Genomic DNA, 14,270 nt, shown 5'->3' with positions numbered 1-14,270 from the left:
CGTCTTGTCCACGAGCGCGCGAACCGTACCGACCGAAACAGGAACCGTCATGGAGAAGCAAACCGAGCCGACGCGCGACGCCCCGTCACGCGAGCCTCATCTGCGCAGTGTCAGGCTGACGAGCGACTTCAGCCTGCCGAAGCTGTCGGCGATCGAGATCGGCAGCTACCTCCTCGCCGTGCTGGGCCTGTTCCTGGTGCTCCATCTGAAGCTGCTGTCGGGCCTGCTGGCCGGGCTGCTGGTCTACCAACTCGTCCACGCCATCGCGCCGGCCATCGAGCGTCACATGTCGAGCGGGCGCGCGCGCTGGCTCGCCGTGGTGCTGCTGTCGGTGGTGATCGTCGGCGGGCTGGCCGGCCTCACGGCCGCGATCATCGAGCACGTCGAGCACACGGTGCCGAACCTGCAGGGCCTGATGGGCCAGATGATGCAGATGGTCGACCAGGCACGCGGGCGCGTGCCGGGCTGGCTCGCGAACGTGCTGCCGGTGGATGCCGCGCAAATGAAGGTGAAGGCCACCGGCCTGATGTCGAAGCACATGGACCAGCTCCAGCAAGGCGGCAAGAGCGCCGCGCGGATCTTCGGCCATGTGCTGTTCGGGATGATCATCGGCGCGATGATCGCGATCGGCGTGGATCGCAACAAGGCGCGCCGCCCGCTTTCCACGGCGCTGCTCACGCGCGCCGGGCTGTTCGCCGATTCGTTCCGCCGCATCGTGTTCGCGCAAATCAAGATCTCGGCGATCAACGCCGCATTCACCGCCATTTATCTGCTGGCCGTGCTGCCGATCGTGCACGTGAAGATGCCGCTGTCCAAGACCCTGGTGCTGATCACGTTCATGGTCGGGCTGCTGCCGGTGATCGGCAATCTGATCTCGAACACGATGATCGTGGCGGTGTCGCTGTCGGTGGGCGTGGGCACGGCGATCGCGTCGCTTGCGTTCCTGATCGTGATCCACAAGCTCGAATACTTCCTGAACGCGCGCATCATCGGCGGCCAGATCGAATCGCGCGCATGGGAATTGCTGCTGGCGATGCTCGTGATGGAAGCGGCGTTCGGCGTGCCGGGCGTGATTGCCGCGCCGATCTTCTATGCCTATATCAAGCGCGAGCTGTCGACGCTGCGCCTGATCTGACGAAGCGGGGGCGGCGCGTACCGCCCTCGCGCCCTCGTTCGCTCAATTCTCCGAATTAACGGAACACCACCGTCTTGGTGCCATTCAGCAGAATCCGGTGCTCGACGTGCCACTTCACGGCACGCGCGAGCGTCACGCATTCCACGTCGCGGCCGATCGCCGTCAGTTGCTCGGGCGTCATGCTGTGGTCCACGCGTTCGACTTCCTGCTCGATGATCGGGCCTTCGTCGAGGTCGGTGGTCACGTAGTGCGCGGTCGCGCCGATCAGCTTCACGCCGCGGTCGAAGGCCTGGTAATACGGCTTCGCGCCCTTGAAGCTCGGCAGGAACGAGTGATGGATGTTGATCGCGCGGCCGGCGAGCTGCTCGCACATGTTCGGCGACAGGATCTGCATGTAGCGCGCCAGCACCACCAGGTCGGCCGAATGCTCGCCGATCACGTCCAGCACGCGCGCTTCCTGCGCGGCCTTGGCCTCGGCCGAGGCGCCGGCCATCAGCGGGAAGTGGTGGAACGGCACGTCGTAGCTGGCCGCCAGTTGGTAGAAATCCTTGTGATTCGACACGATCGCCACGATATCGATCGGCAACTGGCCGGTGCGATAGCGGAACAGCAGGTCGTTCAGGCAATGGCCGATCTTCGACACCAGGATCACGACGCGCGGCTTGGCCCGCGCATCGTGCATTTCCCAGCGCATCTCGAAGCGCTCGGCGAGCGGCGCGAAATCGGTGCGCAGCGTGTCGAGCGTGGCGTCGACATCGCTGCCGGTGGCCTGGTCGAAATGCACGCGCATGAAGAATTCGCTGGTGCGGCTGTCGCCGAACTGCGCGGAATCGACGATATTGGTATCGCGTTCGAACAGGAAGCCGGATACGGCGTGCACGATGCCGTGCTTGTCGGGGCACGACAGTTTCAGGATAAAGCTATGGTCGGTCGACATGACCGCACCTCCATCGTTTGAAGCGGTTGAATCCATGCAGCGCCCGCAGCAAGGTGCGGGCGCCGGTTGTTTCGGTGTGCGAATCCTGAAGCCTGTGCTGCGCAGTGCCGGCCGGCTTCAGGCCTCGCGCGGCGGCGCGAACAGCGCATCGATGCCGGGCACGGCATCGGCGGCCAGCGCGCGATGGCGCAGCAGGCTGTCGAGGATCGCGAGGCTCGCGTCCATCGTCGCCTCGCCGGCCGCGAGCCAGCCGATCACCTCGGCCGCATCGGCCAGCCGGTGCTCGGCCACTTCGCCATCCTGGTTGCGCGGCACGAAATCGTGCGGCAGCGGCAGGTCGTAGACGAAGATCTGCTCGGCCTGGGTGCCCTCGGGAATCTCGCAGAGCACATGCACGGTGCGGCCCGCGATCGCGCGGGCGGCCAGCGCGGCGTCGATGCCGGCCTCTTCCCAGCACTCCTTGGCCAGCGTGTCCTCGACGCCGAGGCCCCAGCCGATGCCGCCCGCCACGACGTTGTCGAGCATGCCCGGATCGGTCGCCTTGGTGTCGCTGCGCCGCCCGATCCACATCCGCAGCGGCTGCGCGGCCGCGTATTCTACGATGCCGTTCAGGTGGACCGCGTAGGTCAGCGTGCCGAAGAAGCGCGACGCGGCCCGCTCGATATAGGCAGCCGGCGGCGCGTCGAAGTGATTGCGGATCGCATAGATCTCGTTGCGCCAGCCCGGAATCCGCCCTTCGGCGGCCAGCGCGCCGATCACGCTGGCGAGCGCCATGCTGCGCGTGTCGGGCGTATCGAGCGCGGCCGCGAGCGCGACGCGCGCGGCGTCGATCTCGAACACGTCGGGCCAGCGGCGCAGCGCGTCGAGGTCGCGGCGGCGAATCCAGCCGAAGCGTTCGCCGGCGATCACGAACGGCACGTGCGCGGCCGCATCGAAGCGGCGCGCGGCGGCAATGCAGGAAAACGTCATGGCGGCGGCTCAGTCCTTGAACGCGATGCGCAGGCCGAGCCCGATGAACGTCGCACCCGCCAGCCGGTCGAGCCAGACACCCGCACGCGGCCGGCGCTTGAGCCAGGCGCCGAGCAGCCCCGCGCACAAGCCGAACACCGAGAACACCACCGCCGCCTGCGCCATGAACAGCAGGCCCAGCTCGAACATCTGCAGCGACACCGGCTGCACGCCGCCCACATCGACGAACTGCGGCAGGAACACCACGAAGAACAGCGTCACTTTCGGGTTCAGCATGTTGCCGATCACGCTCTGCCGGAAGATCGTCAGCAGCGGCTGCGGCGCGCGCGCGTCGGCCGTGGCCAGGCCCTGGCTGCGCAGCGCCTTGATGCCGATCCAGATCAGGTAGGCCGCGCCCGCGAACTTCAGGATGTGGAAGGCCACCGGCGACGAACGCAGCAGTGCCGCCACGCCGAACGCGGCGAGCGTGGTGTGGAACATCACGCCGGCCGCAAAGCCGAGCGCCGACACGAGGCCGGCGGCGCGGCCCTGCGAGATGCCGCGCGCGAGCACCTGAAGGTTGTCGGGGCCGGGCGCGACCGTGATCGCGACCGAGGTGGCGAGGAACAGCAGGAAGTTCGGCATGACCGGGCTAGCTCGCTGGAAGATATCGGGAAAAATCGGAAATCGGGGAAAGGGAAACACCGGGCAACCGGCGCTCGGGCCACGTTCAGTGGCCCGGAAACTCCGTCACCGTATAGAGCGGCAGGCCGGCGCCGCGCAGCAGCGCCGAGCCGCCGAGGTCGGGCAGATCGATGATCGCCGCGCCCTCCACCACCGTCGCGCCGAGCCGTTCGAGCAGCTTCTTGCCGGCCATCATGGTGCCGCCCGTCGCGATCAGGTCGTCGACGATGATCACGCGGTCGCCCGGCTGGCAGGCATCTTCGTGGATCTCGACCGTCGCGCTGCCGTATTCGAGCTCGTACGATTCGGATTGGGTCTTGTACGGCAGCTTGCCGACCTTGCGGATCGGCACGAAGCCGATGTTCAGCTCGTAGGCGACGATCGGCGCGATGATGAAACCGCGCGCGTCCAGCCCGGCCACGTAATCGAGCTTGGCGCCCACGTAGCGCTCCACCAGCAGGTCGATCAGCACGCGCAGCGCCTTCGCGCTCTGCAGGATCGGGGTGATGTCGCGGAACTGCACGCCCGGCTGCGGCCAGTCCGACACCGTGCGCACATGGCGGCGGACGAACTCGGCGGGATCGGGCGACACGCCCGACGGCTGGTGGCTCATGAACTTCTCCGAAACAACGGCTGGCGAAGGCGCGCGCCGTTCAGGCAAATTGGGTTGACGAATCGAGGGCCGGACCGGTGAAAAGCGCGCACCGGCAGCGCGCCGATCCGACAGGCTCAGGCGGCCTGACCACCTTCCCGGCGCGTGCGCGACAGCCGTTCCTCGGCCATCGACAGCGCTTCCGGCAAGCCGCGCAGCACGAGAATGTCGGCCGCGCGCAGCTTGGTATCCGGGTCCGGCTCCACACCGCGAATGCCGTGCCGCCGGATCGCCGTCACCTCCAGCCCGAGCGCATACAGCCCGATCTCCTCGAGGGAACGGCCGACCGCATCCGAGCGCGCATCGACCGGCACCGATTGTAGCCGCACCTGCTCGTGGTCGTCGTCGTCCGCGTCGTCGGCGCCGCGGAAATAGCCGCGCAGCAGGCTGTAGCGCGCATCGCGCATTTCTTCCACCCGGCGCACCACCCGCCGCATCGGCACCCCCATCAGCACCAGCGTGTGCGACGCCAGCATCAGGCTGCCCTCGACGATCTCCGGGATCACCTCGGTCGCGCCCGAAGCGAGCAGCTTTTCGAGGTCGGCGTCGTCCACCGTGCGCACGATCGCCGGCAGCGTCGGTTCGAGTTCATGGACGTGATGCAGCACGCGCAGCGCGGACGGCGTGTTCGCATAGGTGATCGCCACCGCCGCCGCGCGGTGGATACCGGCCGCGAGCAGCGATTCGCGCCGCGCCGCGTCGCCGAACACCACCGATTCGCCGGCCGCGGCGGCGGCGGCCACGCGGTCGGGGTCCAGATCGAGCGCGACGTAGGCGAGGCCTTCCTGTTCGAGCATCCGCGCCAGGTTCTGGCCCGCCCGGCCGTAGCCGCAGATGATCACATGGCCTTGCTGCTTGAGGCTTTGCGTGGCGATGCGGGTCATTTGCAGCGATTGCTGCATCCATTCCGTCGACGACACGCGCATCACGATCCGGTCCGCGTTCTGGATCAGGAACGGCGCGGCCATCATCGACAGCAGCATCGAGGCGAGGATCGCCTGCAGCAGCGTCGAATCGACCAGATGGCGGTCGAGGATCAGATTCAGCATCACGAAACCGAACTCGCCGGCCTGCGCGAGCCCGAGCCCGGTACGGATCGCCACGCCCGGCGTGGCGCCGAACAGCCGCGCGAGCCCGGTGATGGTGGCCGCCTTCAGCAGCACCTGGCCGGCGAAGAACCCCAGCACCAGGAACGGATGCTCCCAGATCACGCGCGGATCGAGCAGCATCCCGGTGGTCACGAAGAACAGGCCGAGCAGCACGTCGCGGAACGGCTTGATGTCCTCTTCCACCTGATGGCGGTACGGCGTTTCGGAAATCAGCATGCCGGCGATGAACGCGCCGAGCGCGAGCGACAGCCCGAATTTGTCCGTGATGAATGCCGCGCCGAGCGTGACGAGCAACAGGTTCAGCACGAACAGTTCCTGCGAGCGGCGCCGGGCGACCACGTTGAACCAGCGCGTCATGAATTTCTGGCCGACGAACAGCAGCAGCGTGAGCGCCACCACGATCTTGACCGCCGCCAGGCCCAGCGTGACCGCCAGATCCTTCGACGATTCGCCGCCGAACGCCGAAATCACGATCAGCAGCGGCACCACGGCCAGATCCTGGAACAGCAGCACGCCGAAGATGTTGCGGCCGTGCTCGGTCTCGATTTCGAGCCGTTCGGCCAGCATCTTCGAAACGATCGCCGTCGACGACATCGCCAGCGCGCCGCCGAGCGCGATGCTGCCCTGCCACGTGATATGAACCCAATGCTCGAACGCGAAACCGAGCAGCACCGCCACCGCGAGCGTGACCACTACCTGCGCCAGCCCCAGCCCGAACACCAGCCGCTGCATCGCGCGCAGCTTGGCCAGCGAGAATTCCAGGCCGATCGAGAACATCAGGAACACCACGCCGAATTCGGCCAGATGCTCGGCCCGCTCCAGATCGCCGGCAAAACCGAGCGCGTGCGGGCCGACAACGATGCCCACGGTCAGATAACCGAGCATCGGCGGCAGGTTCAGCGAGCGGAACACGACGACCCCCACCACTGAAGCCAGCAGCAGCAGGAGCGTCATTTCGAGCGGGGAAATCACGTGCGAAGGATCCTCGTTCGTCAGGGCGTCGCGACAGGCGAACGCGGGTGGGGCCGCCACGGGGGCGACTCGATGGGCGAGGACAGGACTCCGTCGGGAGCGCGGTTCCAGCACCCGGCGCGGCGAACAAACGCCTTTGTTATACTCCGCGCATGATAGCGAAAATCAATGATGACCGGGCGCTTGCGCTCGCCCGCGACGTTCTCGACATCGAGGCGGATGCGGTACGCGCATTGCGTGACCAGCTCGACGGAGAATTCGTCGGCGCCGTCGGCCTGCTGCTGAATTGTCGCGGCCGCGTGGTCGTGTCTGGCATCGGCAAATCCGGGCATATCGCCCGCAAGATCGCCGCCACGCTGGCCAGCACCGGCACCCCGGCGTTCTTTGTCCATCCGGCCGAAGCGAGCCATGGCGACCTCGGAATGGTAACCGCCGATGATGTCTTCATCGCGATTTCGAATTCGGGCGAATCGCAGGAGCTCGTCGCGATCCTGCCGCTGATCAAGCGGCTCGGCGCCAAGCTGATCGCCATGACGGGCCGGCCGCAATCGAGCCTCGGCCAGTTGTCGGACATCCATCTGTATGCCGGGGTCGAGAAGGAAGCGTGCTCGCTGAACCTCGCGCCCACCGCCAGCACCACCGCCGCGCTCGCACTCGGCGACGCGCTCGCCGTGGTCGTGCTCGACGCGCGCGGCTTCGGTCCCAACGATTTCGCGCGCTCGCACCCGGGCGGCTCGCTGGGCCGGCGCCTGCTGACCCACGTGCGCGACGTGATGCGCACCGGCGACGAAGTGCCGATCGTGCGGCTCGACGCGACACTCTCCGACGCGCTGTTCCAGATCACCGCCAAGCGGATGGGCATGACCGTGGTGGTCGACCAGCACGACCATGTCGCCGGCATCTTCACCGACGGCGACCTGCGCCGCGTGCTCGAACGCGACGGCGATTTCCGCCGCCTGCCGATCGGCGACGTGATGACCCGCCACCCGCGCACCATCGCCCCCGACCATCTGGCGGTCGAAGCCGTGGAACTGATGGAGCGCCACCGAATCAATCAGATGCTGGTGACCGATCCCGACGGCGTGCTGATCGGCGCGCTCAACATGCACGATTTGTTCTCGAATAAGGTGATCTGATGTCCGCTGCTTCCGCCACGGCCGCCGAACGCGCGAGCCGCGTCAAGCTGATGATTTTCGACGTCGACGGCGTGCTGACCGACGGCGGCCTGCACTTCACGGCCGCCGGCGACACCATGAAGTCGTTCAATTCGCAGGATGGCCACGGCCTGAAACTGCTGCGCGAGGCCGGCATCGACACGGCCATCATCACCGGCCGCCGTTCGGAGATCGTGGCCGTGCGCGCCAAGGAACTGCGCATCAGCCATCTGTACCAGGGCGTCGAGCACAAGCTGACGGCGTTCGCCGAATTGCTGCAGGCCACCGGCGTTTCGTCGGATGAATGCGGTTACATGGGCGATGACTGGCCCGACCTCGGCGTGATGACGCGCTGCGGCTTCGTGGCCGCGCCGGCCAACGCGCATCCCGACGTGCTCGCGCGCGCGCACTTCGTGTCCACCACCGGCGGCGGCTATGGCGCCGCACGCGAAGTGGTCGACACCATCCTGCGCGCCCAGGGCCGCTACGACGCGCTGCTCGCCGCCGCGCTGGGAGCCTGATTCATGTCGCAGCGGCTGCACCTGAGCTCGTTCCTGCCGATCGCGGCGCTCGCCGTGCTGGCGGCCGTCACCTACTGGCTGCTGCAGGCCACGCTGCCGCCGCCGGGCGAGAGCGTCGAGCGTCCGAGAACGCACACGCCCGACTACTTCGCCGACAACTTCTCGGTCACCGAGCTCGATCAATCGGGCGCGACGCAATACCGGCTGACGGCCGTCAAGCTGGTGCACTACGAAGACGACGAGACCAGCCTGCTCACCGCGCCGGCCATGCGTGCGTTCCAGCCCGGCAAGCCGGTGGTCACGGCCACGGCGCAGCGCGGCACGGTCAACGGCGATGTCTCGATCGTCGATCTGTACGACAACGCGAAGATCCTGCGCGCGGCCGGCGCAGGCGACCCGCCGATGGAAGCTGATTCCCAACATTTCCGGGTGCTGGTCAACGACGATGTGATCGAGACCGAAAAGCCGGTTAAACTTCAGCGCGGTTTGTCGATCGCCAACGCGACCAACGGCATGAAGTACAACAATGTCACCCGGGTCATCGACCTTTACGGCAACGTCCGCGGCACGATCGCCGCGTCCGACTCCGCCGGCGGCCATTCCGGCCAATCCAAGTAACCCAGCTTGCGTGACTGCATGAACGAATCGTTCCCTTGTTTTTCTTCCGGCAGCGCGCGCCGCGCTGTCCGCGCAGGGCTCGCCGCGGCGCTCGTCGCGCTGACGCTCCCGGGCGTCGCGCCGCTCGCGCACGCGGAAAAAGCGGACCAGAACAAACCGATCCAGGTCGAGGCCGACAACCTCACCTATGACGACCTCAAGCAGGTCACCGTCGCCACCGGCAACGTCGTGATCACCAAGGGCACGATCCTGATCAAGGGCGATCGCGTCGAGGTTCGCCAGGATCCGCAGGGCTATCAGTACGCCACGGCCACCATGGCCGCCGGCAACAAGAAGCATGCATCGTTCCGCCAGAAGCGCGAAGGCCTCGACGAGTACATCGACGGCGACGCCGAGCGCATCGATTACGACGGCAAGCAGGACCTGACCACGCTCACGCGCAATGCCACCGTGCGCCGCCTGCAAGGCCTGACCACCGTGGGCGATACGGTCCACGGCAGCGTCATCACGTATGACGGCCAGCGCGACTTCTACACCGCCAAGGGCGGCAGCGACGTCGCCGCGCCGGGCAACCCCACCGGCCGCGTGCGCGCGATGCTGTCGCCGAAGAACGGCGGCCCGGCGCCGCTGAACGGCGCCAGCGCCACGCTCGTGCCGTCGAACACCATGCAGGGAGAGTCGAACCCGTGACCGCCCTGCCGAACCGCCAGCCCGCCGGCACCACGAGCTCGCTCGTGGTCCGCAACCTGAAGAAGCGCTATGGCTCGCGCACCGTCGTCAAGGATGTCTCGCTCGACGTGAAAAGCGGCGAAGTGGTCGGCCTGCTCGGCCCGAACGGCGCCGGCAAGACCACCTCGTTCTACATGATCGTCGGCCTGGTGCCGCTCGACGCCGGCGACATCTCGCTGAACGGCAGCCCGATCAGCCTGCTGCCGATCCACAAGCGCGCCTCGCTGGGCCTGTCGTACCTGCCGCAGGAAGCCTCGGTGTTCCGCAAGCTGACCGTCGAGGAGAACATCCGCGCCGTGCTCGAACTGCAGCATGGCGACAACGGCAAGCTGCTGTCGAAGGACGAGATCGCCTCGCGCACCGAAGCGCTGCTCGACGAGCTGCAGATCGCCCACTTGCGCGAGAACCCGGCGCTGTCGCTGTCGGGCGGCGAGCGCCGCCGCGTGGAAATCGCCCGCGCGCTGGCCAGCAACCCGAGCTTCATCCTGCTCGACGAGCCGTTCGCCGGCGTCGATCCGATCGCGGTGCTGGAAATCCAGAAGATCGTCAAATTCCTGAAGCAGCGCAACATCGGCGTGCTGATCACCGATCACAACGTCCGCGAAACGCTCGGCATTTGCGACCACGCCTACATCATCAGCGACGGCTCCGTGCTCGCATCCGGCGCGCCGCAGGACATCATCGAGAACGAGAACGTCCGCCGCGTCTACCTCGGCGAGCATTTCCGCATGTAAGCGGGCGCCGCGGCGCCGCCCGGCGCCCGGCCACCCACCCCGAACACCCCGGCCGATCCGGGCGCTGCGCGATCGGCCGCGCGGCGCGGCCATGCGCCCGCACGACGGTGCGCGGGCGCGCCACTCGCGATCTTCGTGTCATCCCGCCTCCCGCAACGCGCCGCCTACGTGGCAAACTTCAGGTAACGATTCCTTTTTGCCATGAAAGCCAGCCTCCAACTTCGCCTGTCGCAGCACCTCGCGCTTACGCCCCAGCTTCAGCAGTCGATCCGGCTGCTGCAGCTGTCGACGCTCGAATTGCAGCAGGAAGTCGCGATGGCCATCGCCCAGAACCCGCTGCTCGAGAACGACGAGTGGCTCGCGAGCCCGCTGCGCGTGGGTGCCGACGGCACGCTGATCCCGCAGGCCCCGCCGTCCTCCGCACCCGAGCCGATGCACGGCAACGGCACGTCGAGCAGCAGCAGTTCGGATTCATCGAGCGAACGATCGGACCGCGACGAGCGTAACGGCGACGATTACGACTCCTATGGATCCGACGGCGGCGATTCGAGCCAGTGGAACCTGGAAGATTACGGCCGCTCGTCGAGCGCCTCCGATGACGACGATCTCCCGCCGCTGCAGGTGCAGGAAGCCACGACCTCGCTGCGCGAGCATCTTTCATCGCAGTTGCGCGTCACGCAGGCCGGCCCGCGCGACCGCGCGCTCGTCATGTTCCTGATCGAATCGCTGGACGACGACGGCTATCTCGGCGCGGCGCTCGACGAGGTCATGACCGACCTGCCCGAAGAACTCGAAGTGGATGTGGACGAGCTGGGCGCCGCGCTCGCGCTGCTGCACAGCTTCGATCCGGCCGGCGTCGGCGCGCGCTCGGCTTCCGAATGCCTGCGCCTGCAACTGCTGCGGCTCGATCCGTCCCCCACGCGCTCGCTGTCGCTCGACATCGTCTCGCAGCATCTCGAACTGCTGGCCGCGCGCGACTTCACGCGGCTGCGCAAGCACCTGAAGGCCAACGACGACGAGCTGCGCGACGCGCATGCGCTGATCCGCTCGCTCGAACCGTTCCCGGGCGCCGCCTACGGCAAGTCCGAAGCCGACTACGTGGTGCCCGACATCATGGTCCGCAAGAGCGGCCAGAACTGGATCGCGGAGCTCAATCCGGAGGTCGTGCCGAAGCTGCGCATCAATCATCTGTACGCCAACATCCTGCGCAACAGCCGCGGCGATCCGAGCACCGGATCGCTGAAGCAGCAGCTCCAGGAAGCACGCTGGCTGATCAAGAATATCCAGCAGCGTTTCGAGACGATTCTGCGTGTCGCGCAGGCCATCGTGGAGCGCCAGAAGAACTTTTTTACGCACGGCGAAATTGCCATGCGCCCCTTGGTTTTGCGGGAAATAGCTGATACGCTGGGCCTACACGAGTCGACTGTCTCCCGTGTGACAACCGGCAAGTACATGCTGACCCCGTTCGGTACTCTTGAATTTAAGTACTTCTTCGGGTCGCACGTTTCGACAGACACGGGGGGCGCTGCCTCTTCCACGGCAATCCGCGCCCTCATCAAGCAACTGATAGGAGCCGAAGACCAGAAATCTCCTCTATCGGACAGCCGAATAGCCGAACTGCTGGCGGAACAAGGGTTCGTGGTCGCGCGTCGTACAGTTGCGAAATATCGCGAAGCCCTCAAGATCCCGGCAGTCAATCTGCGCAAGTCTCTGTAGCCCGCTGCTTGCGGCGGGCGTTTTCCGGCCGCCGCGCTGTCGAAGGCATAGTCCGCCCAAGGCCAGCTCCGTCATCATCCGATCCCACGGAGATCGCCCTGCCGGCAGACATAGCCTCTACATGCACCGGGGTCATCTGCATGGAGAAACACTATGAACTTGAAGATCAGCGGACACCATCTCGACTTGACGCCTGCCATTCGCGAGTACGTAATCACCAAGCTCGACAGGGTGTTACGGCATAGCGATCAGGTGATCGATGGCACTGTGATCCTCTCGGTCGACAACCATAAGGAAAAGGACAGGCAGCAGCGCGCAGAAATCAATCTGCATCTGAAGGGCAAGGATATCTTCGTCGAAAGTGCCAACGGCAGCCTGTATGCGGCGATCGATCTGTTGATCGACAAGCTCGACCGCCAGGTGGTCAAGCACATGGAACGTCTGCAGACTCACGCACACGAACCGATCAAGCATCAGCATCAACCGGTACTCGATCAGATCGAGTTGCCGCCGCAGTAAATCCGGCGCCTCGCGCGCCAGCGAAACCGCCCGTTCCGACGGGCGGTTTTTTTGTTCCACGCCTTGTCGGTATCACGTACGAACCGGATCGATCACGCCACACCAGGCGAACGTCCGTGCTCTATAATGTTCGGGTTATTACCGGGATGTGCCGGCAACCCGCTTCCCGACAGGGAACGTTCGTTTACCGCCGCGAGGAGACCCCAGGCCACCCCCTGCCTGTCAACATGAATCGCCTAGCCAAAATCCTGCCACTGGAGAACGTCGTCATCGACCTCTCCGTCACCAGCAAGAAACGCGTGTTCGAACAAGCCGGTCTGATCTTCGAAAATCAGAACGGCATCGGCCGCAGCATCGTCACCGACAACCTGTTCGCGCGTGAGCGTCTTGGCTCGACTGGCCTCGGCGAAGGCGTCGCCATTCCGCACGGCCGCATCAAGGGTCTCAAGCATCCGCTCGCCGGCTTCGTCCGGCTGGCCGAGGCGATCCCCTTCGAAGCGCCGGATGGTCAGCCCGTCTCGCTCCTGATCTTCCTGCTGGTGCCCGAACAGGCCACCCAGCAGCACCTCGAGATCCTGTCCGAAATCGCGCAACTGCTGTCCGATCGCGAGGCCCGCGAACGCCTGCACACCGAACCGGATCGTAACGAGTTGCATCGTCTCCTCACTCAATGGCAACCTTGAGCTGATTCGGGCGGAAGGCTTCCCCGCGACGGGCGGCGCGTACCGCCCGGCCCTGCCGCCCGCAGCCGGTCCGGCGCCGCAGAGCGTCCGGCTTATTGCCGCACCGGCCATTTGGAGTGACGCACGCAATGGATACGTCCAGCATCAACGCCCAGAGCATCTTCGACGACAACGCAGCCATGCTCAAACTGAGCTGGCTGACGGGGCATGAAGGCTGGGAGCGCGGGTTTTCGGCCGAGACGGTCGGCAACGCCACCTCGAGCGCCGATCTCGTCGGCCACTTGAACCTGATCCATCCGAACCGGATCCAGGTGCTCGGTGAAGCGGAAATCGAGTACTACCAACGACAAACCGACGAAGACCGCTCCCGCCACATGGCCGAGCTGATCGCGCTCGAACCGCCGTTCCTGGTGGTCGCGGGCGGTGCCGCCGCGCCGCCGGAACTGGTACTGCGCTGCACCCGCTCGTCCACCCCGCTGTTCACCACGCCGATGTCGGCCGCCGCCGTGATCGACAGCCTGCGCCTCTACATGTCGCGCATTCTCGCGCCGCGCGCCACGCTGCACGGCGTGTTCCTCGATATTCTCGGCATGGGCGTGCTGTTGACCGGCGATTCGGGCCTCGGCAAGAGCGAGCTCGGCCTCGAACTGATCAGCCGCGGCCACGGCCTGGTGGCCGACGACGCCGTCGATTTCGTGCGACTCGGCCCCGATTTCGTCGAAGGTCGCTGCCCGCCGCTGCTGCAAAACCTGCTCGAAGTGCGCGGCCTCGGCCTGCTCGACATCAAGACGATCTTCGGCGAAACCGCCGTGCGCCGGAAAATGAAGCTGAAGCTGATCGTCCAGTTGGTGCGCCGCCCCGACGGCGAATTCCAGCGCCTGCCGCTCGAAAGCCAGACCGTCGACGTGCTCGGCCTGCCGATCAGCAAGGTCACGATCCAGGTTGCGGCCGGACGCAACCTCGCCGTGCTGGTCGAAGCTGCGGTGCGCAACACGATCCTGCAACTGCGCGGCATCGATACGCTGCGCGATTTCATGGATCGCCAGCGTCTCGCCATGCAGGACCCCGACAGCCAGTTCCCCGGCAAACTCGTCTGACCGGCGCCGGCGCCGCGCCCTAACGGGCCGGCGCGCCGGTGCTATGATGCATCGTCTGGTTT

The 14,270-nt window shown here is 66.2% G+C and carries 14 protein-coding genes and 1 pseudogene; 10 read left to right on the top strand and 5 right to left on the bottom strand.

Features of this window, described 5'->3' with window-relative positions; genetic code table 11:
• Positions 1 to 49 precede the first annotated feature (49 nt).
• On the top strand, positions 50 to 1,135 hold the full coding sequence (locus tag AB4851_RS18500; RefSeq protein ID WP_414450975.1) for an AI-2E family transporter: 1,086 nt from the start codon (positions 50 to 52) through the stop codon (positions 1,133 to 1,135).
• A gap of 55 nt (positions 1,136 to 1,190) precedes the next feature.
• On the opposite strand, the gene purU is transcribed toward AB4851_RS18500, so the two are convergent.
• The 5 genes from purU to AB4851_RS18475 form a co-directional block, all read right to left on the bottom strand.
• The gene (purU, locus tag AB4851_RS18495) at positions 1,191 to 2,072 is read right to left on the bottom strand and encodes a formyltetrahydrofolate deformylase (protein ID WP_414443103.1); all 882 of its coding nucleotides are present in this window, start codon (positions 2,070 to 2,072) and stop codon (positions 1,191 to 1,193) included.
• Positions 2,073 to 2,189: 117 nt separating this feature from the next.
• On the bottom strand, positions 2,190 to 3,041 hold the full coding sequence (locus AB4851_RS18490) for a DUF4743 domain-containing protein (protein ID WP_414450974.1): 852 nt from the start codon (positions 3,039 to 3,041) through the stop codon (positions 2,190 to 2,192).
• 9 nt (positions 3,042 to 3,050) lie between these two features.
• Positions 3,051 to 3,665, bottom strand: coding sequence for a LysE family translocator (locus tag AB4851_RS18485; RefSeq protein ID WP_414450973.1), 615 nt, complete (start codon positions 3,663 to 3,665; stop codon positions 3,051 to 3,053).
• An 85-nt stretch (positions 3,666 to 3,750) separates the two neighbouring features.
• On the bottom strand, positions 3,751 to 4,317 hold the full coding sequence (locus AB4851_RS18480; protein WP_414443106.1) for an adenine phosphoribosyltransferase: 567 nt from the start codon (positions 4,315 to 4,317) through the stop codon (positions 3,751 to 3,753).
• Positions 4,318 to 4,433: 116 nt separating this feature from the next.
• Positions 4,434 to 6,437 (bottom strand): monovalent cation:proton antiporter-2 (CPA2) family protein, encoded by a 2,004-nt coding sequence (locus AB4851_RS18475; RefSeq protein WP_414450972.1) that lies wholly within the window; start codon positions 6,435 to 6,437, stop codon positions 4,434 to 4,436.
• Between the two features lie 152 nt (positions 6,438 to 6,589).
• Here AB4851_RS18475 and kdsD point away from each other — a divergent pair, with 152 nt between their 5' ends.
• The 9 genes and pseudogenes from kdsD to hprK all read left to right on the top strand — a co-directional run bounded on the left by kdsD (position 6,590) and on the right by hprK (position 14,208).
• Positions 6,590 to 7,573: an arabinose 5-phosphate isomerase KdsD gene (gene kdsD, locus AB4851_RS18470; RefSeq protein WP_414443108.1), complete on the top strand. Its 984-nt coding sequence runs from the start codon at positions 6,590 to 6,592 to the stop codon at positions 7,571 to 7,573.
• Positions 7,573 to 8,112, top strand: coding sequence for a KdsC family phosphatase (locus tag AB4851_RS18465; RefSeq protein WP_414450971.1), 540 nt, complete (start codon positions 7,573 to 7,575; stop codon positions 8,110 to 8,112). Before kdsD ends, AB4851_RS18465 begins: the two co-directional genes overlap by 1 nt.
• A gap of 3 nt (positions 8,113 to 8,115) precedes the next feature.
• Positions 8,116 to 8,730, top strand: a complete 615-nt coding sequence (lptC, locus tag AB4851_RS18460; protein WP_414450970.1) for an LPS export ABC transporter periplasmic protein LptC — start codon at positions 8,116 to 8,118, stop codon at positions 8,728 to 8,730.
• A gap of 18 nt (positions 8,731 to 8,748) precedes the next feature.
• Positions 8,749 to 9,420: a lipopolysaccharide transport periplasmic protein LptA gene (gene lptA / locus AB4851_RS18455; RefSeq protein ID WP_414443111.1), complete on the top strand. Its 672-nt coding sequence runs from the start codon at positions 8,749 to 8,751 to the stop codon at positions 9,418 to 9,420.
• Positions 9,417 to 10,193, top strand: a complete 777-nt coding sequence (gene lptB / locus AB4851_RS18450; protein ID WP_414443112.1) for an LPS export ABC transporter ATP-binding protein — start codon at positions 9,417 to 9,419, stop codon at positions 10,191 to 10,193. Before lptA ends, lptB begins: the two co-directional genes overlap by 4 nt.
• Before the next feature lie 201 nt (positions 10,194 to 10,394).
• Complete coding sequence (locus tag AB4851_RS18445; RefSeq protein WP_414450969.1) at positions 10,395 to 11,909, top strand: RNA polymerase factor sigma-54; 1,515 nt, start codon at positions 10,395 to 10,397, stop codon at positions 11,907 to 11,909.
• A 153-nt stretch (positions 11,910 to 12,062) separates the two neighbouring features.
• Entirely contained in the window at positions 12,063 to 12,428 is a 366-nt protein-coding gene (hpf, locus tag AB4851_RS18440; RefSeq protein ID WP_414443114.1) for a ribosome hibernation-promoting factor, HPF/YfiA family, read from the top strand.
• A 126-nt stretch (positions 12,429 to 12,554) separates the two neighbouring features.
• Positions 12,555 to 13,111: pseudogene (locus tag AB4851_RS18435) on the top strand (PTS sugar transporter subunit IIA).
• A 128-nt stretch (positions 13,112 to 13,239) separates the two neighbouring features.
• A complete protein-coding gene (gene hprK / locus AB4851_RS18430; RefSeq protein ID WP_013699410.1) occupies positions 13,240 to 14,208 on the top strand; it encodes an HPr(Ser) kinase/phosphatase in 969 nt (322 codons plus the stop codon).
• The last annotated feature ends 62 nt before the right edge of the window (positions 14,209 to 14,270 follow it).

The sequence above is a fragment of the Burkholderia sp. 22PA0099 genome (genome assembly GCF_047497165.1).
GTDB lineage: Bacteria > Pseudomonadota > Gammaproteobacteria > Burkholderiales > Burkholderiaceae > Burkholderia.
This window is presented reverse-complemented; position numbering and strand designations above follow the sequence as displayed.

Excerpts from the sequence above, each read along its gene's own strand:
- hprK (WP_013699410.1), top strand. The coding sequence starts at position 13,240 with ATGGATACGTCCAGCATCAACGCCCAGAGCATCTTCGACGACAACGCA.
- AB4851_RS18480 (WP_414443106.1), bottom strand. The coding sequence starts at position 4,317 with ATGAGCCACCAGCCGTCGGGCGTGTCGCCCGATCCCGCCGAGTTCGTC.
- kdsD (WP_414443108.1), top strand. The coding sequence starts at position 6,590 with ATGATAGCGAAAATCAATGATGACCGGGCGCTTGCGCTCGCCCGCGAC.
- AB4851_RS18500 (WP_414450975.1), top strand. The coding sequence starts at position 50 with ATGGAGAAGCAAACCGAGCCGACGCGCGACGCCCCGTCACGCGAGCCT.
- lptC (WP_414450970.1), top strand. The coding sequence starts at position 8,116 with ATGTCGCAGCGGCTGCACCTGAGCTCGTTCCTGCCGATCGCGGCGCTC.
- AB4851_RS18465 (WP_414450971.1), top strand. The coding sequence starts at position 7,573 with ATGTCCGCTGCTTCCGCCACGGCCGCCGAACGCGCGAGCCGCGTCAAG.
- AB4851_RS18485 (WP_414450973.1), bottom strand. The coding sequence starts at position 3,665 with ATGCCGAACTTCCTGCTGTTCCTCGCCACCTCGGTCGCGATCACGGTC.
- AB4851_RS18445 (WP_414450969.1), top strand. The coding sequence starts at position 10,395 with ATGAAAGCCAGCCTCCAACTTCGCCTGTCGCAGCACCTCGCGCTTACG.
- lptA (WP_414443111.1), top strand. The coding sequence starts at position 8,749 with ATGAACGAATCGTTCCCTTGTTTTTCTTCCGGCAGCGCGCGCCGCGCT.
- purU (WP_414443103.1), bottom strand. The coding sequence starts at position 2,072 with ATGTCGACCGACCATAGCTTTATCCTGAAACTGTCGTGCCCCGACAAG.
- AB4851_RS18490 (WP_414450974.1), bottom strand. The coding sequence starts at position 3,041 with ATGACGTTTTCCTGCATTGCCGCCGCGCGCCGCTTCGATGCGGCCGCG.
- hpf (WP_414443114.1), top strand. The coding sequence starts at position 12,063 with ATGAACTTGAAGATCAGCGGACACCATCTCGACTTGACGCCTGCCATT.